Raw genomic sequence first — 22,254 nt, 5'->3', positions numbered from 1 at the left:
TGGGCGCTGTGCCGTAAAGTTAAACGCGCAGCGCACAATTTATAGTCATTACGCTTTGCCTTTTTGCACCGTCTCTTTGAGCTGTACCACCAACTGGCGACGAAAATCGCCAAGACGCGGTTTGTCATCGCCAAGCCACGGTAACGGGCGGCACAGTTCCATGGCTTTGATGCCTAACCGGGCTGTCAACAGGCCAGCGCCGATCCCCTGCGCCGCACGGGCGGAAAGCCGTGCGGCAAGATCTTGCGACATCCAGTCCATGCCCACTTCACGCACCATTTCACTGGCGCCGGCAAAGGCAATATTGAGCAGCACCAGGCGAAACAGGCGCAGTCGACTGTAATACCCCAGCTCAATACCATAAAGCGTGGCAATGCGGTTAATCAGACGCAGATTACGCCAGGCGATAAACGCCATATCCACCACCGCAAGCGGACTGACGGCAATCATTAATGTTGACTCAGCCGCGGAGCGACTGATTTCACGCCGCGCCTGGTTATCCAATACAGGCTGGACGATATGGGCATACAGCGAGACCACTTCCCTGTCATTTTGTGTCTCATGAATCGCAGCATACCAGCGCTGGAGTGCAGGATGCGCATGGTCTAGCCCGGCCTGGCGCGCCAGATTTTCACAAAATGCGCGCCCTTTCCCCGTACCGTGGCTGTGAAGCAGTTCCCGCGCCTCGTCTCGTGCCTGGGCTCGCTGCCGCAATCGCCATAGCCGACGCCACTCCGTCGCCACAGACCCAACGCCCGCACCGACAATCAATGCACCAGCGGCACACCCGCCCATGGCGACCCAGTCCTGAGTTTGCCAGGCATTCATCGCCCATTGCACGCCCTGACCGACAACGCTTGCGCCAAACAGCGCCATCCCGGTGAGCACCATTTTGCGCCACAGGCTGCGTTTCGGGTGCAGCGCCGCTTCTACTGCGGCTTCTGCCGGGCCTTCTTCGCGGATCTCGTCGGGATTGACTGGCGCGAAGTTATCAGCCAGATCGTCGCTGAATGTTTGCGCGGCCTTGACCTGCATGACGGTCTCCGCCTCCAGCGGTCCGGCAAAATCGATACGCGGTTTGAGGGGTTCACTCATCGCAATTTATCTCCCAATAAAAATTCCAGCGCAGCGTCCAGACGGATATGCGGTAATGGCTTATCCACATCCAGCGCCTGAGGGCGGAAGGACTCAAACTGAAACCCTTGTTTTTCCCAGAATGCCTGGCCTGGCAGACGCGCCGGCACCTCACCGGGGTAAAATGTCAGAGGTGAACCATCGCTCAGCCGGTGGCCACGTAAAGCAGGAATTTTCTCGCCATTGACATCAATCAGGCCACTCTGTGTCGCCTGGACAGAGGCCAGACCAACGCAGTCCATGCTGATCCCTTCAAACGCGGCGTTTTGCCACGCATCCTGAATCAGTTGCTGGAGCAACGACACCATATTGGCATGCTGGTCGAGCGTGACATGATCCGCCTTTGTGGCGGCAAACAGCAGCTTATCAATAACCGGCGAGAACAGACGGCGAAACAGCGTCCGCTGACCGTAGTGAAAACTTTGCATTAGTTGCGTCAGCGCCAGACGCATATCATTAAAGGCTTGTGGCCCGCTGTTGAGCGGCTGCAGACAATCCACCAGCACAATCTGGCGGTCAAAACGCAGGAAGTAATTTTTATAAAAATCCTTCACCACATGTTCGCAATAGTAGTTAAACCTTTCGCGCAGCATGCCCGCGTTAGTGTGTTTGCCCGCCTGCGCCAGTCTGGCTTCCCCCGTTTCGTCCACATTAGGCCATGGGAAAAACTGCAATGCAGGTGCGCCGGCCATATCACCGGGCAGAACAAAACGCCCCGGCTGAATAAAATGCAGCCCTTCGCGTTTGCACTGATGCAAATAATCTGTCCAGGCAGCGGCAATGTCTGCCAGACGGTTTTCATCGGCAGGCGCTAAAGGATCGAGCCCTTCACACAAGGCCTGCCACTTCTGCGACCATTCGCCACGTTGCCCCTGTAACAGGCCGCGCATCTGTCGTGACCAGCTTAGATAATCCTGAGCAAGCATCGGCAAATCCAGCAGCCATTCCCCTGGGTAATCGACAATTTCCAGATACAGCGTGGAGGTCTCTTTAAAATGGCGCAGCAGCGACTCCTGCGACCGGAAGCGCAGCGCGAGTCGAATCTCGCTGACACCGCGTGTCGGGGTTGGCCAGACGGGTGGCGTACCATAGAGCTGCGCAAGCCCTTCGTCATAGGTAAAACGCGGGATACCAAAATCACGTTGAGGAACGCGTTTGACACCAAGCAGCCGCTCTTCACGTACCGCGCTAAACAAGGGAAGCCGCGCGCCTGCGTGAACGTTAAGTAATTGATTCACCATTGCGGTGATAAACGCCGTCTTTCCGCTGCGGCTAAGCCCCGTAACGGCTAACCGCAGATGGCGATCCATTCCCCGGTTTACCAGGGCATTAAGTTCATTTTTCCAGCGTTCAATCGTCATTCCGTGCCGCCATGAAATCAGAAAATTTATTCATAGGATATATGAGATGAGGTGCACTTCGGCAGATATCAACGGTAGCGAGGCGAATGCCCCGCCGCCAGAAAGTTTATTTGGAGGTAATGACTGGCTTATTCAGACCGGCTATGCCGCCCATATTGATGACATGCTGGTAACCCATTTGCTGTAATGCCTCCTGGGCCAGCGTCGCCTGACGCCCGGAATTGCAGTACAGGTACAGGGTGTCCTCTTTTGCCAGTGGCGAAAAGGTTCCGGCCTGAATATCACTGAGCGGTATGTTCAGTGCGCCCTGAATATGTTCATGCTGATACTGCTCCGGGATCCGTACGTCGATCCAGTGCTCCGCGGCAAAAGTGGGTGTGCTGGCAGCGAGCGCAGCGGCGATAACCGTTTGTTTTAACATCTTTCCTTCCTTTGGTTTTGTTAATTCCTTCGCCAACTATACGCCCGGCTACAACCCGGTTGTAGCGCTGTAATCGCATTTTGCGCACGGGTTACTTCATAAAGCGTTTCGAGAATCGGCTCGCCGCGCGATTGAGCAACGGTTCAAGCGCAAAAGCCAACAACATTTTTACCGGGCGTCGCGCCACCGATTTCACCGCCCAGCCTGCAACTCCTGCCGGGCCATAGCGCAACGCGGCCAGCAGGACAACTTTCCCGGCGATTTTCATCCCCGGTTTAACTTTCTGTGTAGCCTGTCGCCAGGTTGCCATTGCCTGATACCTCTTCATTAAAGCTGTCGGAAACGACTGCGCAAAGAGAACGTGTCGGAGGTGACATAACGCTCCATCTGGCGCAGACGACGCTCACCGGCTTCCAGTTCTGCGTCCACGGCATCCAGAAGCTGGCTGCTGGTTGGTGTGTTTTCGGCATCCACTGCGCTCTCCGGCATCGGGTCCAGAACGAAGGTCATAACGATATAGACCACCACAACCGGGAAAAACAGCCCGAACAGCATGGCCAGCACTGTTATCAAACGGATCAACTTCACCGGTACATCCAGGTAATGCGCGACACCGGCGCACACCCCTTTCACCATGCCTTCCTGCGGGATACGCCATAACTTTTTATTGCTGTTTAAACCTGCCATCAGCGATCTCTCCAGTTCGGATGCTCTGCATCAAGAATGTCTTCCAGCGCCTGAATACGTTCACGCATTCGCCGTGCATCGTCGGTCAGTTGCACCAGCCGTTGCTGCTCACTTTGCGGTAGTTCACCGCGTGAGGTACGGTTGTTGTAATGGAGCCATAACCAGACCGGCAAAATAAACAGAACGAATAACGTCAGGGGAATGGCCAGAAAAAGCGCGCTCATGTGTACTCCTTACAGGTGATAATGGGGCGACACCTCCCGATGCCGCCTGCAATGTCTTGCAAAAATGTTATTGATTATCTTGTTTCATTTTTGCTTTTAGCTGCGCCAGTTGTTCGCTGATTTCGTCATCCGCTTTCAGTTCAGAGAACTGCTGATCCAGCGTTTTGTGTTTACCAAAACCATGACTTTCCGCTTCGGCTTCCATCTGGTCAATACGACGTTCGAAAGACTCAAAACGGGCCATGGCTTCGTCAATCTTGCCGCTATCAAGCTGGCGACGCACATCGCGGGACGAGCTCGCCGCCTGGTGGCGTAAAGAGAGCGCCTGCTGGCGTGCGCGCGTTTCGCTGAGTTTGCTCTCCAGCTCGCCAATCTCTTTTTTCATCCGGGCGAGAGTTTCATCAACCTGCACCACTTCCTGCTCCAGCGTATCGATAAGCGCCGTCACTTTCTGCTTCTCGATCAGCGCCGCACGCGCCAGATCGTCTTTATCTTTGCGCAGAGCCAGCTCGGCTTTTTCCTGCCATTCAACCTGTTGCGCGGTCGCCTGTTCAACGCGGCGTACGAGCTGTTTTTTCTCTGCCAGCGCACGGGCTGAGGTTGAACGTACTTCGACCAGCGTGTCTTCCATTTCCTGAATCATCAGACGCACCAGCTTTTGCGGATCCTCAGCGCGCTCCAACAGCGAGTTGATGTTGGCGTTTACGATGTCGGCAAAACGAGAAAAAATACCCATAATCTGTTCCTCTTAATTTCTGTAATCGGGCCTTGCCCTGCTCTCAAGTATTACAATCTTCGTGCCAATTTTTTAATTGATTGATTTTAAAAGAAACACTCTATTTTACCGTTGCGTATTTTTAGTTTAGAGTGGTGAATAACACTAACAAGTGGCGAAATTCATCATGGCTGAACAACGAGACAATCTGCTGGGCGAGTCCAACAGCTTTATTGAGGTACTGGAACAGGTTTCGCGTCTGGCGCCGCTCGATAAACCGGTGCTTATCATCGGTGAGCGAGGTACAGGGAAAGAGTTAATCGCCAACCGTCTGCACTATCTGTCGAGCCGCTGGCAAGGGCCGTTTATCTCCCTCAACTGCGCCGCCCTCAATGAAAATCTGCTTGATACCGAGCTGTTTGGTCATGAAGCGGGCGCCTTCACCGGTGCGCAAAAACGTCATCCAGGTCGATTTGAGCGCGCCGACGGCGGCACCCTGTTTCTTGATGAGCTGGCCACCGCCCCGATGCTGGTTCAGGAAAAACTGCTGCGAGTGATTGAATACGGTGAGCTGGAGCGCGTCGGCGGCAGCCAGCCTCTGCAGGTGAATGTACGCCTGGTGTGCGCCACCAACGCCAACCTGCCGGAGATGGTTTATAAAGGCACTTTCCGCGCCGACTTACTGGACCGTCTGGCCTTTGATGTGGTGCAACTTCCCCCGTTACGCCAGCGCCAGAGCGATATCATGCTGATGGCCGATCACTTTGCCATCCAAATGTGCCGCGAACTTAAATTGCCGCTGTTTGCCGGATTTACAGAGCGCGCGCGCGAAACGTTGATGCGTTATAACTGGCCGGGGAATATTCGCGAGCTTAAAAACGTCGTTGAACGCTCGGTTTACCGGCACGGGACAAGCGAAACGCCACTTGATGAGATCATCATTGACCCCTTTAACAACGAGACGCCGATCGTTGAAGCGGTTTTACCCGCATCGGACGGTTTACCGATGCTGCCTGTCGACCTCCGCCAGTTCCAGCATCAGCAGGAACGCGAGTTACTGTTAAACAGCTTGCAGCAGGCAAAATTTAACCAGAAACGGGCGGCGGAGCTGTTGGGATTGACCTATCACCAGTTGCGGGCGCTACTGAAAAAGCACCAGATAAGCTGAAATCGCTGACAATAACAGCAGTCGTTATCAGACATTTGTACGAAGCTATGGCAAGTGCGATACACTTTGCACATGAACCTAAAATCGTTGAATAAAACATGCGTCTGCTTTCCCCTTTCCTGTTAATCACCGCGAGCCTGTGGGCCGGTATTGCGCACTCTGCTTCACCGCAGGCGGCGACTGCCGATATTCGCGACAGTGGCTTCGTTTATTGCGTTAACGGCCAGGTAAGCACGTTTAATCCACAGAAAGCGGGCAGCGGTCTGATAGTCGATACGCTGGCAGCGCAACTTTATGACCGCCTGCTGGACGTTGACCCCTATACCTACCGCCTGGTGCCCGAACTGGCGGAAAGCTGGGAAGTTATGGACAACGGTGCGACCTACCGCTTCCACCTGCGTGATGGCGTTGCCTTCCAGACGACGCAGTGGTTCAAGCCCAAACGTAATTTCAACGCAGACGATGTCGTTTTTACCTTTCAGCGCATTTTTGATCGTGCCAACCCCTGGCATAACGTTAACGGCACCAGCTTCCCATATTTCGACAGTCTGCAATTCGCAGATTCCGTACAAAGCGTGCGCAAGCTCGATAGCTATACCGTCGAGTTTCGTCTGCGCCAGCCAGACGCCTCCTTCTTATGGCATCTGGCGACCCATTACGCTTCGGTGATGTCTGCAGAGTATGCGGCGACGCTGGCAAAATCCGACCGTCAGGAACTTCTTGATCGCCAGCCTGTCGGTACCGGACCGTTCCAGTTAGCAGAGTACCGCGCCGGGCAGTATGTCAGGTTACAACGTCACGCCCATTTTTGGCGTGGCACACCGCTGATGCCACAAGTGGTGGTGGATCTGGGTTCCGGTGGTACAGGACGACTCTCGAAATTATTGACCGGTGAGTGCGATGTGCTGGCCTGGCCTGCCGCGAGCCAGTTAACGATTTTGCGTGACGATCCCCGCCTGCGCCTGACCCTGCGTCCGGGTATGAATATCGCCTATCTGGCGTTTAATACTGACAAAGCGCCACTCAATAACCCGGAGGTTCGCCATGCGCTGGCCTTATCGATTAACAACCAGCGTCTGATGCAGTCCATCTATTACGGCACGGCCGAAACGGCGGCATCGATTTTACCTCGCGCGTCCTGGGCTTATGACGGTGAAGCCAGGGTAACCGAATACGATCCGGAGAAAGCGCGAAAACGCCTGAAAGAACTCGGGCTGGAAAACCTGACGCTGCATTTATGGGTGCCGACCACCTCGCAGGCCTGGAACCCCAGTCCGCTCAAAACAGCAGAACTGATTCAGGCCGATATGGCGCAGGTTGGCGTGAAGGTGGTGATTGTTCCCGTTGAAGGCCGTTTCCAGGAGGCGCGTCTGATGGACATGAACCATGACCTCACCCTCTCTGGCTGGGCAACCGACAGTAATGATCCGGACAGTTTCTTTCGTCCGTTATTGAGCTGCGCGGCTATCGATTCCCAAACCAATTTCGCCCACTGGTGTAACCGCGATTTTGACAGCGTCCTGCAAAAAGCGCTGGCGTCGCAGCAGCTTGCCTCGCGTATTGATGCCTACGATGAGGCGCAAAACATTCTGGCGCAGGAACTGCCGGTACTGCCGCTCGCCTCATCGCTTCGTCTGCAGGCCTATCGCTACGATATTAAAGGGCTGGTGCTGAGCCCATTTGGCAGCGCCTCGTTTGCCGGGGTGACGCGGGAAAAAGAAGAAGAGGTGAAAAAACCATGATCATTTTTACCTTACGCCGCCTGTTGCTCCTGCTAGTGACGCTCTTTCTGCTGACTTTTATCGGCTTTAGTTTGAGCTATTTCACCCCCCATGCGCCATTGCAGGGCGCCTCGCTGTGGAACGCCTGGGTTTTTTGGTTTAACGGGCTACTGCACTGGGATTTTGGCGTGTCGAGCATCAATGGTCAGTTGATTTCTGAACAACTGAAAGAGGTTTTCCCGGCAACCATGGAACTGTGTATCCTCGCCTTTGGCTTTGCCTTGCTGGTGGGTATTCCCATAGGCATGATGGCAGGCATTATGCGCAATAAGTGGCAGGATAAATTGACAAGCGCCATCGCCCTGCTCGGCTTCTCCATTCCTGTATTCTGGCTGGCGCTGCTCTTAACCCTTTTCTTCTCCCTGACTCTGGGCTGGCTGCCGGTTTCTGGCCGCTTCGATCTACTCTACGAAGTGAAGCCGGTTACCGGGTTCGCTATCCTTGATGCATGGCTTTCTGATTCGCCGTGGCGTGACGAGATGATTATCAGCGCCATCCGTCATATGGTGTTGCCGGTTCTGACACTCGCGGTTGCTCCAACCACCGAAGTCATTCGTTTAATGCGTATCAGCACCATTGACGTTTTCGACAAAAATTATATTAAGGCCGCCGCCACGCGTGGTATGTCACGCCTGACTATTTTGCGCCGCCACGTTCTGCATAATGCCCTGCCGCCGGTCATCCCACGCCTGGGATTGCAGTTTTCGACCATGCTGACGCTGGCGATGATTACCGAAATGGTGTTCAGTTGGCCAGGCCTGGGGCGCTGGGTCATCAACGCAATCCGCCAGCAAGATTATGCGGCAATTTCTGCCGGGGTAATGGTGATAGGCTCACTGGTTATCATCGTGAACGTGCTTTCTGACATTCTGGGCGCACTGACGAACCCGTTGAAACATAAGGAATGGTATGCCTTACGATAGCGTCTATAGCGAAAAGCGCCCGCCAGGCACCCTGCTCACCGCGTGGCGAAAATTCTATGGTGACACGCCGGCAATGATCGGTCTTTACGGCTGTGCGGCGCTGGCGGTGTTATGCGTGTTCGGTGGCTGGTTCGCGCCCTACGGCATTGATCAGCAATTTTTAGGCTATCAGTTGTTGCCGCCGTCCTGGTCGCGCTATGGCGAGGTCTCTTTCTTTCTCGGCACCGATGACCTGGGGCGCGATGTGTTAAGCCGTTTACTGAGCGGCGCGGCCCCCACCGTCGGCGGCGCATTTGTGGTGACGCTCGCCGCCACGCTTGTTGGTCTGGCGTTGGGCGTCTTCGCCGGAGCGACCCATGGTCTGCGATCAGCGGTACTGAACCATATTCTCGACACTCTGCTCTCTATTCCGTCGCTGCTGTTGGCCATTATTGTGGTGGCCTTCGCCGGGCCGCACCTTTCTCATGCCATGTTTGCCGTCTGGCTGGCGCTTCTGCCGCGCATGGTGAGGTCGGTTTACAGCCTGGTGCATGATGAACTGGAAAAAGAGTACGTTATTGCCGCCCGTCTTGATGGCGCATCCACGCTGAATATTTTGTGGTTTGCCGTGCTGCCAAACATGACCTCCGGACTGGTCACCGAAATTACCCGTTCGCTGTCGATGGCCATTCTGGATATCGCGGCGCTGGGCTTCCTTGATCTGGGCGCACAACTTCCTTCTCCGGAATGGGGTGCCATGCTCGGTGATGCACTGGAACTCATTTATGTTGCCCCCTGGACAGTAATGCTACCGGGTGCTGCAATTATGTTGAGCGTTTTGTTAGTCAATCTGCTGGGCGATGGTATTCGCCGCGCGATTAATGCGGGGGTGGAATAATGCCGCTGCTGGATATTCGCAATCTGACCATTGAAGTGAAAACCGGTGACGACTGGGTTAAAGCTGTTGACCGGGTTAGCCTGACGCTGGCCGAAGGGGAAATCCGCGGCCTGGTGGGTGAATCCGGTTCCGGTAAAAGTCTTATCGCTAAAGCCATTTGCGGTGTGACGAAAGAGAACTGGCGGGTGACCGCCGACCGTATGCGTTTTGATGATATCGATCTGATGCGGCTTTCCGCGCGCGAGCGCCGCAAGCTGCTGGGCCATAACGTCTCCATGATTTTTCAGGAGCCGCAGTCGTGTCTCGACCCGTCTGAACGAATTGGCAAACAGTTGATGCAAAACATTCCCGGCTGGACGTGGAAAGGCGGCTTCTTCCGTCGTTTTGGCTGGCGCAAACAGCGCGCTATTGAGCTGTTGCACCGTGTAGGCATCAAAGATCATAAAGACGCGATGCGCAGTTTCCCCTATGAGCTGACCGAAGGGGAATGCCAGAAAGTGATGATCGCTATCGCACTGGCTAACCAACCGCGTCTGCTGATTGCCGATGAACCGACAAATGCCATGGAGCCGACAACACAGGCGCAAATCTTCCGTCTGTTAACTCGACTAAACCAGAACAATAACACCACCATTTTGTTGATCAGTCATGATTTGCAGATGCTGAGCAAATGGGCCGACCGCATTAACGTCATGTACTGTGGGCAAACCGTGGAGACCGCGCCAAGCGAAGAACTGGTGACGACACCGCATCACCCCTATACCCAGGCGTTAATCCGCGCCATTCCTGATTTTGGCAGTGCAATGCCGCATAAAAGCCGCCTGAACACCATGCCTGGCGCCATTCCGCTGCTCGAACACCTGCCGATTGGCTGTCGCCTTGGGCCTCGCTGCCCCTATGCCCAACGCAAATGTGTAGAAAGACCGCGTCTGAGTGGTGCGAAAAACCATCTGTATGCCTGTCATTTCCCGTTGAATATGGAGAGAGAGTGAGATGGTCGAAACGCTGCTCGAAGTGCGCAATTTAAGTAAGACATTCCGCTATCGTACCGGGTGGTTTCGTCCACAAACCGTTGAGGCGGTTAAGTCTCTCAGTTTTACCCTGCGTGAGAAGCAAACATTGGCGATCATCGGCGAGAACGGCTCCGGCAAATCGACCCTGGCCAAGATGCTCGCAGGCATGGTGGAACCGTCCACCGGTGAGTTATTGATTGACGATCATCCTCTGCATTACGGCGACTATTCATTTCGTAGTCAACGTATCCGCATGATTTTCCAGGATCCGTCGACCTCGCTAAACCCGCGTCAACGCATCTCGCAGATTCTTGATTTCCCGCTACGTCTGAATACTGATCTGGAGCCGGAGGAACGGCAAAAGCGCATCTATGAAACGTTGCGCATGGTTGGCCTGCTGCCCGATCACGCCAGTTACTATCCGTACATGTTCGCGCCGGGGCAAAAACAGCGTCTGGGGCTGGCTCGCGCCTTAATCTTGCGCCCGAAGGTGATCATTGCCGACGAAGCGCTGGCGTCTCTGGATATGTCGATGCGCTCGCAACTGATTAACCTGATGCTGGAATTACAGGAAAAACAGGGTATTTCGTATATTTATGTGACCCAGCATATCGGTATGATGAAACATATCAGCGATCAGGTTCTGGTGATGCATCAGGGTGAAGTGGTTGAACGCGGGAGTACCGCGAGCGTGCTGGCTTCGCCGCTTCACGATCTGACTAAGCGATTGATTGCCGGACATTTTGGCGAGGCGTTGACCGCCGATGCCTGGCGGCAGGATCGCTGAGTAAAAAAAGCCGCAGAATTCTGCGGCTTTTTTGTGTTTATTTATAACTGGCGAGGATTTCGATAGCCGAATCTGCGCGGCCGGGCTGGACAGAACCAGACGTGCGAATGTAGCGCGCGGCCATTTTGATTTCCCGCGTACAGGTATTGCCGCTGTGCCAAAGTTCTTATTTGAAACCACCTGCGACTGCTCAAAGAGCACGGGTTTCGCCGGGTCACTTGCGGAAAGAGAAGTAGAATCTCCCCACGCCAGCTGTATGCCGTAACCCTCTGCCCCGTCCGGTTTGAACTTATCTGTTGAAATAGTAGGTAGCGTAAAATTATATTTATTATTAGTGTTTATCGTTATAGCACAACTTACAGTGGACGCTATCGCTTGCACTGAGTTAAATATAATGATTAAAAATAAAAACCGCCAAATAACGCTCTCCTTAGCTAATCCTTGTAGCGATTAACATACGACAATAATTCATCAAGAAAAGATATTAGCTCTTCTCAATCAACAGTACTTATTCCTGAGTGCAATTATGATCCTTTCCTTAAGTTTAGGTCATGCTAAGACTGGTAATGCATCGTTTGATTAACTGTACGCCATATCCCACTTCCCGCTGGTTGGATGACCCGGAATGGTACTCTGGTGATATACTTTTGCGGTATCGAACTGTTAATGAGTCAGTCTTATACATATCCTCAGGCGTGTCCTGCCATCACGGAAAAAACGTGACACCGACGGCGGCTGCTGGGATAATTCGATTTCGTTTTGATTTATGTTGAAATGGCAATCGTAACTTATTGATTGTTAAAGTAAATAAAAGCAATGACTATAAGGATTAAAAGCTATGGGTTTTCTTACCGGTAAGCGCATTCTGGTAACGGGCGTTGCCAGCAAACTTTCCATCGCCTACGGTATCGCGCAAGCTATGCATCGCGAAGGCGCTGAACTGGCGTTCACTTATCAGAACGACAAACTGAAAGGCCGTGTGGAAGAGTTTGCCGCTCAACTGGGTTCCAGCATCGTATTGCCTTGTGACGTTGCGGAAGATGCCAGCATTGAAGCCCTGTTCAGCGAACTGGTTAAAGTATGGCCGAAATTTGACGGTTTCGTTCACTCCATCGGTTTTGCGCCGGGCGACCAGTTAGACGGTGACTACGTTAATGCCGTAACCCGCGATGGCTTCAAAATCGCACATGACATCAGCTCCTACAGCTTTGTAGCACTGGCTAAATCCTGCCGTGAAATGCTGAACCCAGGCTCCGCACTGCTGACCCTGTCCTATCTGGGCGCAGAACGTGCTATTCCTAACTACAATGTTATGGGTCTGGCAAAAGCCTCTCTGGAAGCGAACGTCCGTTACATGGCGAACGCGATGGGTCCGGAAGGTGTTCGTGTTAACGGTATCTCTGCCGGCCCGATCCGCACCCTCGCGGCATCTGGTATCAAAGATTTCCGTAAAATGCTCTCCCACTGCGAAGCGGTTACCCCGATTCGCCGCACCGTTACCATTGAAGATGTGGGTAACACCGCTGCGTTCCTGTGTTCTGACCTGTCCGCAGGTATTTCCGGTGAAGTTGTTCACGTTGATGGCGGTTTCAACATCGCTGCAATGAATGAGCTGGAACTGAAATAATCTCCCTCGCCCCCTGCCACAGGGGGCGCATTTCATTACCCCTTCCCCCTTTGTATTCCCGCTTGTCCCCCACATCCTGCAGTCTGTGCGCTTTAGCGTTATATATATCTTTCTGATATTTATTATCACGTAACATTCTTTCATCCCTTCCACCGCTTACGCCAGGATAAAACAGCGAAAAAGATCCGCGTACCAGCATAACGACGAGTCCGGATCGCCACTTTTAGACCAAGGAACGACCATGGAACAACGCCGTGTTTCCGGCAAAAGCCACTGGTATCATGAAACCCAGTCGAGCGCCCGTCAGGCTCAGGCGCTACCCTTAGTCCCCGAAGCAGCCACTGTTGACGACCCGTTTCTGTTAAACCTCACCCTGCCCGATGGATTAATTCAGGCGTGCAACAGTTGGCTGACGCCAGCACGAACACTGTACAAATTCCTGTTTCCCCAGCGCGTAACGGTCAATCGCCTGCATACATTCAGCGCCTACGACCGCCTGAGTACTGCACTGACTGTCGCTCAGGTATATGGCGTGCAGCGCCTGTGTAATCACTATGCCGCACGTCTGGCCCCCCTTCCCGGCCCGGACTCTTCGCGGGAGAGCAATCGACGTCTGGCGCAAATCACGCAATATGCCCGCCAGCTCGCGCTGTCACCTGGCGTTATTGACGCCCGCGCCCGACAGCAGCTTGATGAAGTGGGATTAACAGAACACGACATTATTCTGATGGGTCAGGTTATCGGTTTTATTGGTTTTCAGGCGCGCGCCATCGCCACTTTTCAGGCGCTACAGGGACAGCCTGTGCGCTGGATCCCCGGCATGGAAATGCAGCAAGAGGCCGAACATGCCTTGTTTGACGCAACGCAAGTACAGTGGACGCCAGGCATTGCGCCGGTGGATTTACGCACCGCCAGCGCACGTCAGATGGAGTCACTTGCTAACTGGCAACCGTTGCCTGCTTTTCAGCTTCTCGCGCCCGTACTGGCGCATGAGTACCCCTCACTGGATGCGCTGGGTGAAATTTATAGCGGCGCACTCCCGGCGCTGGTGGACGGCAACATTACACAACTGGTCACTCTCTACACTGCGCGAATTAATGGCAGCGTAAATTGCTTTAGCGAAGCCTGGCAACGCTGGCACGGTGATGATGACCTTGCCGAAGCGGTGCGGAATGGTGACCGGGTACTGAAATGCCTCGGACAAACTCGCGAGAAAGAAGGTGCCATTGTGCAAGCTGTTCAGATGTTGACCTGCGCGCCCGACCGTTTTAGCCCGGCGCATTTTACTCAGCTGAAAGAAAATGGCATTAATGAAGCATCAGCCATTGGATTGCTTATCTGGTGCGCGTTATGCGGCTGGTTAAACCGTCTGAAAATTGCCTTCGGTGATATCGCCTGATTCTGGCACCAGCGCCCTTATCCGGCATGTGGCTTTATGCTAAGTCAGGGAGGGCATTTTGCTGAAACAGCGCTTGCTGCAACAGGCAGATTCGCGTAAAACTGTCAGCCGCTCTTTCAGCCACGAAAATACAAAATTATGTTTCAGGACAACCCGCTGCTCGCGCAGCTAAAACAGCAACTTCATTCTCAAACACCCCGTGCGGAAGGTGTCGTTAAAGCCACGGAAAAAGGCTTTGGTTTCCTCGAAGTCGATGCGCAAAAAAGCTACTTTATTCCGCCGCCGCAGATGAAAAAAGTGATGCACGGCGATCGAATTATCGCTGTGATCCACACTGAAAAGGAACGTGAATCCGCTGAACCTGAAGAGCTGGTTGAGCCGTTCCTGAGTCGTTTTGTTGGTCGGGTGCAGAAGAAAGATGACCGTCTTTCTATCGTTCCTGACCATCCGTTAATTAAAGATGTTATCCCCTGCCGCGCTGAACGTGGCGTGACGCACGATTTCAAAGATGGTGACTGGGCGGTTGCTGAAATGCGCCGTCATCCACTCAAAGGCGATCGCAGCTTTTATGCTGAGCTGACGCAATTCATCACCTTCGGTGACGACCATTTTGTACCATGGTGGGTCACCCTGGCACGTCATAATCTTGAAAAAGAAGCGCCAAATGGCGTAGCAACCGCCATGCTGGATGAAGATCTTGAGCGTATCGATCTGACCTCGCTGGATTTTGTTACCATCGACAGTGCCAGCACCGAAGATATGGACGATGCGCTGTATGTCGAAGAGACCGCTGAAGGCAAACTGCAACTGACCGTTGCGATTGCCGACCCAACCGCGTGGATCGCAGAAGGCAGCAAGCTGGATAACATCGCCAAAGTGCGTGCCTTTACCAACTACCTGCCAGGCTTCAACATTCCGATGCTGCCGCGTGAACTGTCTGATGACTTGTGTTCACTGCGCGCTAATGAAGTTCGCCCGGTACTGGCCTGCCGCATGACGCTGGATGTGCAAGGCGCTATCGAAGACAATATCGAATTCTTCGCCGCGACGATTACGTCAAAAGCCAAACTGGTTTATGACGAGGTCTCTGACTGGCTGGAAAACAGCGGTAGCTGGCAGCCACAGAACGACGCCATAGCCGCACAAATTCGTCTGCTGCAACGCGTATGTCAGGCTCGTTCCCAGTGGCGCCAGACACATGCGCTGGTGTTCAAAGATCGTCCTGACTATCGCTTCATTCTTGGCGAAAAAGGCGAAGTACTGGATATCGTTGCCGAGCCTCGTCGAATCGCAAACCGTATCGTTGAAGAGTCAATGATTGCCGCCAATATCTGTGCGGCCCGCGTGCTGCGAGACACGCTCGGTTTTGGCATTTATAACGTGCATTTAGGCTTTGACCCGGCGAATAGTGAACAGCTTGCCACGCTGCTGAAAGGCCACGGAATGCACGTGGATGCGGAAGAAGTGCTGACGCTCGATGGCTTCTGTAAGCTGCGTCGCGAGCTGGACGCACAGCCGTCTGGTTTCCTCGACAGTCGCATTCGCCGTTTCCAGTCCTTTGCGGAAATCAGCATCGATCCAGGTCCACATTTTGGTCTGGGCCTCGAAGCTTATGCCACCTGGACGTCCCCTATTCGTAAGTATGGTGATATGATCAACCATCGCCTGCTGAAAGCGGTGATCAAAGGTGAAACTGCAGAACGCCCACAGGCCGAAGCCACTGTGCAGATGGCTGAGCGTCGTCGCCTTAATCGCATGGCGGAACGCGATGTTGGTGACTGGCTGTATGCCCGTTTCTTGCAGAATAAAGCCGGTACCGAAACCCGATTTAGTGCCGAGATTATCGATATCAGCCGTGGCGGCATGCGTGTTCGTCTGGTGGATAACGGCGCCATTGCGTTTATCCCGGCACCGTTCCTGCATGCAGTACGCGATGAATTAGTATGCAGCCAGGAAAACGGGACCGTGCAAATTAAAGGCGAAACCGTTTATAAAGTGACTGACGTTATTGATGTCACCATTGCGGAAGTTCGTATGGAAACCCGTAGTATTATCGCGCGCCCAGCCGCCTGATAAACCACGTTGTTTTGCTCCCTCTTTCATTCAGAGGGAGCAAAAATTTCTTTGTGAAAGCGATACCACCCTCATTTTTTTTCAAATCCTCACAAAAAGCATTAAAAGCGACCACAATAAAATAACTTTGCACATTTTTGCGGCGTTTTATCCATTTTTTCGCATCTGCTGTTCTTTTGTACGGAACTCGTTTTATTATAAGATTGTAAATAAAAACAATACCTTCATCCCTGATTACCCCTTAATAAAAGGGGGTTAATCCGTCATTAGATGAGTAACCGTTGCGCTTTTTGGTGGGTTGGGAGACAGCATGAGAGACGATCAGGAACAGAATCTACTGTTTCGTTACCTGGGTTCCAGCAGCCCATTCTGGCGATTGACCGCTGACAGCAACGCATTACATTTCGCCCCTGATGAAGACTCTGAGTCAAGTCAGGTTGTGACACTTAATGATGAGCAGGCAACACAGCTACGACAAATGACCGTTATTACTTCCAGCCTGACTATGCATATATCTTTATTTGGCGATAATGTTCCCGTTCATTTAGTTGGCCGCAAAATCAATAAAACCGAGTGGGCCGGAACCGCGTCGGCGTGGAATGACACGTCATCTGTGGCACGTGATCTGGTTCAAGGTCTCTCCTTTGCCGAACAGGTTGTTTCCGAAGCCAATTCCGTAATCGTCATCCTCGATCGCCATGGCAATATCCAGCGCTTTAATCGACTTTGTGAAGAATATACGGGTTTAAAAGAGCAAGAGGTTATAGGGCAAAACGTTTTTAAACTCTTTATGAGCCATAACGAAGCCGAAGCCTCTAAACGCAATATCTCTGAATTTTTCCGTAACGGCGCTTCTTACGAAGTCGAACGCTGGATTAAGACGCGAAAGGGGCAACGTCTGTTCTTATTTCGCAATAAATTCGTACACAGCGGCAGCGGAAAAAACGAAATTTTCCTTATTTGTTCCGGCACCGATATTACCGAAGAACGTCGGGCACAAGAGCGTTTACGGGTTTTAGCGAATACCGACACCATTACCGGGTTGCCCAATCGTAATGCTATTCATGAGTTAATCAGCAACGCGATTGATAATCGTGGCGACACACAAATTGGTATCGTTTACCTGGATCTGGATAATTTCAAAAAAGTAAACGATGCCTATGGCCATATGTTCGGCGACCAACTTTTACAGGCCGTGGCCCTGGCGATTTTAAGCTGTCTGGACGAAGGCCAGACTCTGGCGCGCCTGGGAGGTGATGAGTTTATTGTCCTCGCGACAGATTCGTCGCAAAGCGCGCTGGAGGCGATGGCTTCGCGTATTATCACCCGTCTGCGCCAGCCCTTCCGGATTGGCCTAATCGAGATTTACACCGGTTGTTCGTTGGGGATATCCCTCGCACCACAGCATGGTAACGATCGCGAAAGTATTATTCGCAACGCCGATACCGCGATGTATATCGCAAAAGAAAACGGACGTGGGAAATTCTGTGTTTTCACTCCCGAGATGAACCAGCGGGTTTTCGAGTATTTATGGCTGGATACCAACCTGCGTAAAGCACTCGATAATGACCAACTGGTGATTCACTATCAGCCCAAAGTCACCTGGCGTGGTGAAGTGCGCAGTCTGGAAGCCCTGGTGCGCTGGCAGTCGCCGGAGCGTGGGTTAATACCGCCGCAGGATTTTATTGCCTATGCAGAGGAATCAGGGCTGATTGTGCCCCTGGGACGCTGGGTTATGCTCGATGTCGTGCGTCAGGTTGCGAAGTGGCGCGATAAGGGCATCAATTTGCGTGTGGCGGTAAACGTCTCAGCACGGCAGTTAGCAGACCAGTCGATATTCAGCGATTTAAAACAGGCTTTGCATGACCTGAATTTTGAATATTGCCCGATAGACGTTGAACTGACAGAAAGCTGTCTGATTGAAAATGCGGATCTTGCGCTGTCGGTGATTCAGCAGTTCAGTGATTTGGGCTCTCAGGTACATCTCGACGACTTTGGTACCGGTTACTCTTCCCTTTCACAACTGGCGCGTTTTCCTATAGATGCGATAAAACTCGATCAATCCTTCGTTAAGGATATCCATAAGCAGTCTGTTTCACAGTCGCTGGTACGGGCAATTGTTGCAGTCGCACAGGCGCTGAATTTACAGGTGATTGCCGAAGGGGTTGAAAATGCGAAAGAAGACGCCTTCCTTACCAAGAACGGCGTCAACGAACGGCAGGGATTTTTATTTGCTAAACCCATGCCCGCTGCCGTATTCGAGCGATGGTATAAGCGCTATCAGGCGCGGAAAAAGGGCTAGCTCGCTTTACTTAAACTGGTGGATGAATGCCGGTTCTGCAACTGCACCAGACGTTCCATATAGGCCACGTCTTTCGGTTGCAAGCAGAAGGCGGCATCAACCCAGTCTTCAGTAATGTCCATGAGCTCACTGCGAGGAAGCTGCATTACGCGTTGACGCGCGCGCAACATCGCGCGGACACCATTGAGCCGGGGTTGAAGCGTATCAATGAACGTACGTACGGCCAGATAGCTTTGTCCGGGCTCAAAAAGCTCATCCACCAGACCCTGTTGCGCATACCACTCCGCAGTATGAGACTCCCCTTTGTAGATTAACTCCTCCGCCAGTTTCATTCCTGAGCGACGGGCCACCAGCGAATAACCTCCCATGCCCGGGAACAAGTTAAAGGCAATTTCCGGAAATCCGAGGCGAGCATCGCGTTGCGCAAGGACAAAATGGTGCGCCAGCGCCGCTTCAAAGCCGCCGCCTAATGCACTACCTTCGACCATGGCCAGCGAAATCGCGCCGGTATCGAACCCGCGAGACGCCGCATGTACGCAATCGACGCAAGCACGGGCATAGGCACGCAGTGCTTCCCGGCGGCCATTTTGAATGCACTCAACAAAGAAGTTCAGATCGCCCCCCACGTTGTACATGCCGGGTACCAGCGAGCCCGTTACCCAAAAATCGACGGCAAATCCCGCTTGCCGGACAAGCCAGGAGATGTTCATGATCTCTTCGATTAATACATGGTTAAAACAGGGCCGAGGCTGAGCGCGCAACATCATCCATACAGTGCGGCGTTCTTCTTCGTAGTAGCCCGAAAGTTGCGTAAAACGTTCATTATCCGTAAAAAGTTTACACGTAGCCTGGTTGATAACTGTCATAGACTTACTCCTCCGGAAATAAAAGCGCAGTGTGCGCAGAGCAAGACTAATCCAGCAGCAACCTTAGCTGTATGTAACTTAATGAATATATAATTGGTACTTATAATATTTTGAGATTTCGCTTTTCCCCTTCTCTTTTTACACTGTTTTCTGCATCATTCATTTTGTTAATTTTCAAACATAAAGGTGAAGACATGGCCGACATTGATGTAAAGCAACTGACCGGACGGCTCGATACCGTGCTGGACATTCTGGTTGCGGGCGATTACCAATCCGCCATTCGTAACCTGGAAATTCTGAAGGCTGAATTACAGCACCTTGATAACGCGGATAAATCCGCACCTTCAGGCACCCCTAAAACACCCTGGGAAGTCTGATTGATAGCCTCTCGCGTTAGCGGACCACAGGAAGGTGGCACCGTTATAGCTTTTTATTAATAGACGTAACGACTCTGAAAGTAGTGGACATGAATTCCCGACAACAATTAATACTGCAGACGGTAATCGATAAGGGACGGATGAGCGTTTCGGATCTGTCAAAAATGACAGGGGTTTCCGAAGTAACCATCCGACAGGACCTCAATACCCTTGAAAAACAGAGCTACCTGCGTCGTACGCATGGTTTTGCCGTTCCGCTGGATAGCGATGACGTCGAAACGCGCATGATGAATAACTACACCGTAAAGCGTGAGCTTGCTGACTACGCCGCGTCACTGGTGGGTGACGGCGAAACGGTATTTATCGAAAACGGTAGCTGCAACGCGCTGCTGGCCCGTCGCCTGGGTGAGCAACGTGGCATTACTATCATTACCGTCAGCAGCTATATTGCACATCTCCTTAAAGATGCCCTGTGTGACGTTATTCTGCTGGGCGGCATTTATCAGAAGAAGAGTGAAAGCGTCGTTGGCCCCCTAACCCGGCAATACGTTCAGCAAGTGCATTTCAGCAAGGCATTTATTGGCATTGATGGCTGGCTGCCTGATACCGGTTTTACCGGCAGAGATATGATGCGCTCTGACGTGGTTAACGCGGTGCTGGAAAAAGGCAATGAAGCCATTGTCCTGACCGACAGCTCAAAATTTGGCGCGGTGCATCCGTATACGTTGGGCGTGGGCAATTGCTTTAATCGTGTAATCACTGATGCGGCTATCCCCGCAGATGCTCAGCGCCAGTTGCAGGAATCAGGTCTTCTGGTCGATATCGTCAACACAGCCGCTTCGCTTTAATAGAAACAGCCCGCTCAGTCGGGCTATCTCCTTCATATCTGAGACTATTCTGACCCGCCAATTAAGACTATTTACCCTGCCGGTAAAAATGTTCAGACGTAAAATTATATTCAGCGATATAACAGGACGTAACTATCACACGCGTGAACTTAGTAACACCTGCGCCATAAGGTTTTACGGAAAGTCTTTAGTACAGGCTAAAGGCACTATACTTAAAGAGAACACTTTCCGTGAATCAACTATTCAGGAGAAAGTATGATGATGTTAACAAGCAAAAAAATGGCAGCCGCTCTGCTGGCTGTAACCCTGGCAATGTCTCTGAGTGCTTGCGGTCACTGGTCTAAACGCGATCGTAATACCGCAATCGGTGCCGGCGCGGGTGCTTTAGGTGGTGCTGTCTTAACCGATGGTAGCACGCTGGGTACACTGGGTGGCGCGGCGGTTGGTGGTATTATCGGTCACCAGGTTGGTAAATAATTCGCTTCATCACGGCACCTAAAACAGAATAAAGATACTTTCTTTCAGGTCTGAATAAGCAGTATTAAAAAGGCCGCGATGAAAATCGCGGCCTTTCTCTTAGGCAGAAATCTTACCCGCCTGCCAGTTTAACTTTCATCCCTTTCGCTTCCAGTAACGATTTAAGCAAATCACGTTTATCGCCCTGAATTTCAATGACACCCTCTTTCACTGAGCCGCCGCAGCCACATTTCTTTTTGAGCTCAGCGGCTAAGGTTGCAAGCGCGGCGTCATCACCTTCAACACCGGTGATCAGGCATACTCCCTTCCCTTTACGGCCACTGGTCTGACGCTGTATACGCACTACGCCATCGCCTTTCGGGCGCTCAACGGGCGCTTTTTCTTCATCAATTCGCCCGGTTTCGGTGGAATAGACCAGACGACTATTGTTATCGCTCATTACGCCTCCAGGCCAAGAGATGCGTTAATATCGCGCAGGGTCTGCGCGGGATCAGCAGACTGCGTGACCGGGCGACCAATCACCATATAGTCTACACCGGCCGCCAGCGCCTGTTCCGGGGTCATAATGCGACGCTGATCGCCCACCTCACTGCCCTGCGGACGAATGCCCGGCGTCACCAGTTTGAATTGTTGACCAAAAGCCTCTTTAAAGCGTACTGCTTCTTGCGCTGAGCAGACGACACCATCAAGACCGCATTGCTGAGTCAGGCCCGCCAGACGTTCTGCATATTCAGCAGGGGTAGCGTTGATACCTAATCCTTGCAGATCGCTGGCTTCCATACTGGTGAGTACCGTTACTGCAATAAGAAGTGGCGCATCATTACCGAAAGGGAGCAGCGCCTCTTTGGCGGCTGTCATCATTCGTGCACCGCCAGAAGCATGTACGTTCACCATCCACACACCTAAATCTGCCGCTGCTTTTACCGCGTGCGCCGCCGTGTTTGGGATGTCATGAAATTTTAAGTCCAGAAACACGTCAAAACCGCGTTGTTGCAGATCGCGAACCAATTGCGGGCCAAACAGCGTGAACATCTCTTTGCCGACTTTCAGCCTGCAGTCACGGGGATCGATGCGGTCGACAAAGGCCAGGGCCTTATCACGGTTATCGTAGTCAAGCGCGACCACGACCGGAGAAGACGTTAACGCGCGGGAAATAGATGAAGCAGTAGACGTCATGATGAGACCTTCTTTGAT

General features: G+C 52.5%; 23 protein-coding genes. 13 read left to right on the top strand and 10 right to left on the bottom strand.

The annotated features are described in order from the left end of the window. Positions 1-48: 48 nt before the first annotated feature. The 7 genes from IP582_RS11895 to pspA form a co-directional block, all read right to left on the bottom strand. Entirely contained in the window at positions 49-1,095 is a 1,047-nt protein-coding gene (locus tag IP582_RS11895) for a YcjF family protein (RefSeq protein ID WP_193796074.1), read from the bottom strand. Continuing rightward, positions 1,092-2,489 (bottom strand): YcjX family protein, encoded by a 1,398-nt coding sequence (locus IP582_RS11890; protein WP_079497544.1) that lies wholly within the window; start codon positions 2,487-2,489, stop codon positions 1,092-1,094. The genes IP582_RS11895 and IP582_RS11890 overlap by 4 nt, the downstream gene beginning before the upstream one ends. Before the next feature lie 112 nt (positions 2,490-2,601). After that, positions 2,602-2,916 (bottom strand): thiosulfate sulfurtransferase PspE, encoded by a 315-nt coding sequence (pspE, locus tag IP582_RS11885; protein ID WP_193796073.1) that lies wholly within the window; start codon positions 2,914-2,916, stop codon positions 2,602-2,604. A gap of 91 nt (positions 2,917-3,007) precedes the next feature. Further along, positions 3,008-3,226: a phage shock protein PspD gene (pspD, locus tag IP582_RS11880; RefSeq protein WP_039076956.1), complete on the bottom strand. Its 219-nt coding sequence runs from the start codon at positions 3,224-3,226 to the stop codon at positions 3,008-3,010. A 17-nt stretch (positions 3,227-3,243) separates the two neighbouring features. Further along, entirely contained in the window at positions 3,244-3,603 is a 360-nt protein-coding gene (gene pspC / locus IP582_RS11875) for an envelope stress response membrane protein PspC (RefSeq protein WP_071194094.1), read from the bottom strand. Beyond that, complete coding sequence (gene pspB / locus IP582_RS11870; protein ID WP_039076954.1) at positions 3,603-3,827, bottom strand: envelope stress response membrane protein PspB; 225 nt, start codon at positions 3,825-3,827, stop codon at positions 3,603-3,605. The genes pspC and pspB overlap by 1 nt, the downstream gene beginning before the upstream one ends. A 67-nt stretch (positions 3,828-3,894) precedes the next feature. Next, positions 3,895-4,563, bottom strand: a complete 669-nt coding sequence (pspA, locus tag IP582_RS11865) for a phage shock protein PspA (protein ID WP_039076953.1) — start codon at positions 4,561-4,563, stop codon at positions 3,895-3,897. Positions 4,564-4,729: 166 nt separating this feature from the next. Between pspA and pspF the strand changes: the two genes are divergently transcribed. The 10 genes from pspF (at position 4,730) to pdeR (ending at position 18,492) form a co-directional block, all read left to right on the top strand. Beyond that, entirely contained in the window at positions 4,730-5,710 is a 981-nt protein-coding gene (gene pspF / locus IP582_RS11860) for a phage shock protein operon transcriptional activator (protein WP_193796072.1), read from the top strand. Between the two features lie 98 nt (positions 5,711-5,808). Continuing rightward, positions 5,809-7,452, top strand: coding sequence for an ABC transporter substrate-binding protein SapA (sapA, locus tag IP582_RS11855; RefSeq protein ID WP_193796071.1), 1,644 nt, complete (start codon positions 5,809-5,811; stop codon positions 7,450-7,452). Next, positions 7,449-8,414, top strand: a complete 966-nt coding sequence (sapB, locus tag IP582_RS11850) for a putrescine export ABC transporter permease SapB (protein ID WP_193796070.1) — start codon at positions 7,449-7,451, stop codon at positions 8,412-8,414. The genes sapA and sapB overlap by 4 nt, the downstream gene beginning before the upstream one ends. Then, on the top strand, positions 8,401-9,291 hold the full coding sequence (gene sapC / locus IP582_RS11845) for a putrescine export ABC transporter permease SapC (RefSeq protein WP_193796069.1): 891 nt from the start codon (positions 8,401-8,403) through the stop codon (positions 9,289-9,291). Before sapB ends, sapC begins: the two co-directional genes overlap by 14 nt. Further along, complete coding sequence (gene sapD, locus IP582_RS11840; RefSeq protein WP_039076948.1) at positions 9,291-10,283, top strand: putrescine export ABC transporter ATP-binding protein SapD; 993 nt, start codon at positions 9,291-9,293, stop codon at positions 10,281-10,283. The genes sapC and sapD overlap by 1 nt, the downstream gene beginning before the upstream one ends. A 1-nt stretch (position 10,284) precedes the next feature. Then, positions 10,285-11,091 (top strand): putrescine export ABC transporter ATP-binding protein SapF, encoded by an 807-nt coding sequence (gene sapF, locus IP582_RS11835; protein ID WP_193796068.1) that lies wholly within the window; start codon positions 10,285-10,287, stop codon positions 11,089-11,091. Positions 11,092-11,929: 838 nt separating this feature from the next. Next, entirely contained in the window at positions 11,930-12,718 is a 789-nt protein-coding gene (gene fabI / locus IP582_RS11830; protein ID WP_039076945.1) for an enoyl-ACP reductase FabI, read from the top strand. A 241-nt stretch (positions 12,719-12,959) separates the two neighbouring features. Beyond that, a complete protein-coding gene (locus IP582_RS11825) occupies positions 12,960-14,117 on the top strand; it encodes a CMD domain-containing protein (protein WP_193796067.1) in 1,158 nt (385 codons plus the stop codon). A 138-nt stretch (positions 14,118-14,255) separates the two neighbouring features. Continuing rightward, on the top strand, positions 14,256-16,190 hold the full coding sequence (locus tag IP582_RS11820) for an exoribonuclease II (RefSeq protein WP_193796066.1): 1,935 nt from the start codon (positions 14,256-14,258) through the stop codon (positions 16,188-16,190). Positions 16,191-16,500: 310 nt separating this feature from the next. Continuing rightward, complete coding sequence (gene pdeR, locus IP582_RS11815) at positions 16,501-18,492, top strand: cyclic di-GMP phosphodiesterase (RefSeq protein WP_039076942.1); 1,992 nt, start codon at positions 16,501-16,503, stop codon at positions 18,490-18,492. On the opposite strand, the gene IP582_RS11810 is transcribed toward pdeR, so the two are convergent. Beyond that, positions 18,489-19,358 (bottom strand): crotonase/enoyl-CoA hydratase family protein, encoded by an 870-nt coding sequence (locus IP582_RS11810; protein WP_039076941.1) that lies wholly within the window; start codon positions 19,356-19,358, stop codon positions 18,489-18,491. The genes pdeR and IP582_RS11810 overlap by 4 nt on opposite strands. A gap of 194 nt (positions 19,359-19,552) precedes the next feature. Here IP582_RS11810 and IP582_RS11805 point away from each other — a divergent pair, with 194 nt between their 5' ends. From IP582_RS11805 to osmB, 3 genes are all read left to right on the top strand, one after another. Beyond that, entirely contained in the window at positions 19,553-19,735 is a 183-nt protein-coding gene (locus IP582_RS11805; RefSeq protein WP_193796065.1) for a hypothetical protein, read from the top strand. Between the two features lie 89 nt (positions 19,736-19,824). Then, a complete protein-coding gene (locus IP582_RS11800; RefSeq protein ID WP_193796064.1) occupies positions 19,825-20,583 on the top strand; it encodes a DNA-binding transcriptional regulator YciT in 759 nt (252 codons plus the stop codon). A 258-nt stretch (positions 20,584-20,841) separates the two neighbouring features. After that, on the top strand, positions 20,842-21,060 hold the full coding sequence (gene osmB / locus IP582_RS11795) for an osmotically-inducible lipoprotein OsmB (RefSeq protein ID WP_039076988.1): 219 nt from the start codon (positions 20,842-20,844) through the stop codon (positions 21,058-21,060). Positions 21,061-21,172: 112 nt separating this feature from the next. Here the strand turns inward: osmB and yciH are convergent, their stop codons facing one another. Both yciH and pyrF read right to left on the bottom strand, forming a co-directional pair. Continuing rightward, the gene (yciH, locus tag IP582_RS11790; RefSeq protein WP_193796063.1) at positions 21,173-21,499 is read right to left on the bottom strand and encodes a stress response translation initiation inhibitor YciH; all 327 of its coding nucleotides are present in this window, start codon (positions 21,497-21,499) and stop codon (positions 21,173-21,175) included. Beyond that, complete coding sequence (gene pyrF / locus IP582_RS11785) at positions 21,499-22,236, bottom strand: orotidine-5'-phosphate decarboxylase (protein ID WP_193796062.1); 738 nt, start codon at positions 22,234-22,236, stop codon at positions 21,499-21,501. Before pyrF ends, yciH begins: the two co-directional genes overlap by 1 nt. Positions 22,237-22,254 lie beyond the last annotated feature (18 nt).

Origin of the sequence: Citrobacter sp. BDA59-3 (assembly GCF_015167655.1) — a bacterium.
In the GTDB taxonomy this organism is placed as follows: Bacteria; Pseudomonadota; Gammaproteobacteria; order Enterobacterales; family Enterobacteriaceae; genus Phytobacter; species Phytobacter diazotrophicus.
Note: the sequence above shows the minus strand (reverse complement) of the source record. Positions and strands in the feature narration are given on the sequence as shown.

What these genes read in the sequence shown, in the direction of transcription:
- IP582_RS11895 (WP_193796074.1), bottom strand. Translation starts at nt 1,095, where the DNA reads ATGAGTGAACCCCTCAAACCGCGTATCGATTTTGCCGGACCGCTGGAG.
- pspE (WP_193796073.1), bottom strand. Translation starts at nt 2,916, where the DNA reads ATGTTAAAACAAACGGTTATCGCCGCTGCGCTCGCTGCCAGCACACCC.
- pspD (WP_039076956.1), bottom strand. Translation starts at nt 3,226, where the DNA reads ATGGCAACCTGGCGACAGGCTACACAGAAAGTTAAACCGGGGATGAAA.
- pspC (WP_071194094.1), bottom strand. Translation starts at nt 3,603, where the DNA reads ATGGCAGGTTTAAACAGCAATAAAAAGTTATGGCGTATCCCGCAGGAA.
- pspB (WP_039076954.1), bottom strand. Translation starts at nt 3,827, where the DNA reads ATGAGCGCGCTTTTTCTGGCCATTCCCCTGACGTTATTCGTTCTGTTT.
- pspA (WP_039076953.1), bottom strand. Translation starts at nt 4,563, where the DNA reads ATGGGTATTTTTTCTCGTTTTGCCGACATCGTAAACGCCAACATCAAC.
- pspF (WP_193796072.1), top strand. Translation starts at nt 4,730, where the DNA reads ATGGCTGAACAACGAGACAATCTGCTGGGCGAGTCCAACAGCTTTATT.
- sapA (WP_193796071.1), top strand. Translation starts at nt 5,809, where the DNA reads ATGCGTCTGCTTTCCCCTTTCCTGTTAATCACCGCGAGCCTGTGGGCC.
- sapB (WP_193796070.1), top strand. Translation starts at nt 7,449, where the DNA reads ATGATCATTTTTACCTTACGCCGCCTGTTGCTCCTGCTAGTGACGCTC.
- sapC (WP_193796069.1), top strand. Translation starts at nt 8,401, where the DNA reads ATGCCTTACGATAGCGTCTATAGCGAAAAGCGCCCGCCAGGCACCCTG.
- sapD (WP_039076948.1), top strand. Translation starts at nt 9,291, where the DNA reads ATGCCGCTGCTGGATATTCGCAATCTGACCATTGAAGTGAAAACCGGT.
- sapF (WP_193796068.1), top strand. Translation starts at nt 10,285, where the DNA reads ATGGTCGAAACGCTGCTCGAAGTGCGCAATTTAAGTAAGACATTCCGC.
- fabI (WP_039076945.1), top strand. Translation starts at nt 11,930, where the DNA reads ATGGGTTTTCTTACCGGTAAGCGCATTCTGGTAACGGGCGTTGCCAGC.
- IP582_RS11825 (WP_193796067.1), top strand. Translation starts at nt 12,960, where the DNA reads ATGGAACAACGCCGTGTTTCCGGCAAAAGCCACTGGTATCATGAAACC.
- IP582_RS11820 (WP_193796066.1), top strand. Translation starts at nt 14,256, where the DNA reads ATGTTTCAGGACAACCCGCTGCTCGCGCAGCTAAAACAGCAACTTCAT.
- pdeR (WP_039076942.1), top strand. Translation starts at nt 16,501, where the DNA reads ATGAGAGACGATCAGGAACAGAATCTACTGTTTCGTTACCTGGGTTCC.
- IP582_RS11810 (WP_039076941.1), bottom strand. Translation starts at nt 19,358, where the DNA reads ATGACAGTTATCAACCAGGCTACGTGTAAACTTTTTACGGATAATGAA.
- IP582_RS11805 (WP_193796065.1), top strand. Translation starts at nt 19,553, where the DNA reads ATGGCCGACATTGATGTAAAGCAACTGACCGGACGGCTCGATACCGTG.
- IP582_RS11800 (WP_193796064.1), top strand. Translation starts at nt 19,825, where the DNA reads ATGAATTCCCGACAACAATTAATACTGCAGACGGTAATCGATAAGGGA.
- osmB (WP_039076988.1), top strand. Translation starts at nt 20,842, where the DNA reads ATGATGTTAACAAGCAAAAAAATGGCAGCCGCTCTGCTGGCTGTAACC.
- yciH (WP_193796063.1), bottom strand. Translation starts at nt 21,499, where the DNA reads ATGAGCGATAACAATAGTCGTCTGGTCTATTCCACCGAAACCGGGCGA.
- pyrF (WP_193796062.1), bottom strand. Translation starts at nt 22,236, where the DNA reads ATGACGTCTACTGCTTCATCTATTTCCCGCGCGTTAACGTCTTCTCCG.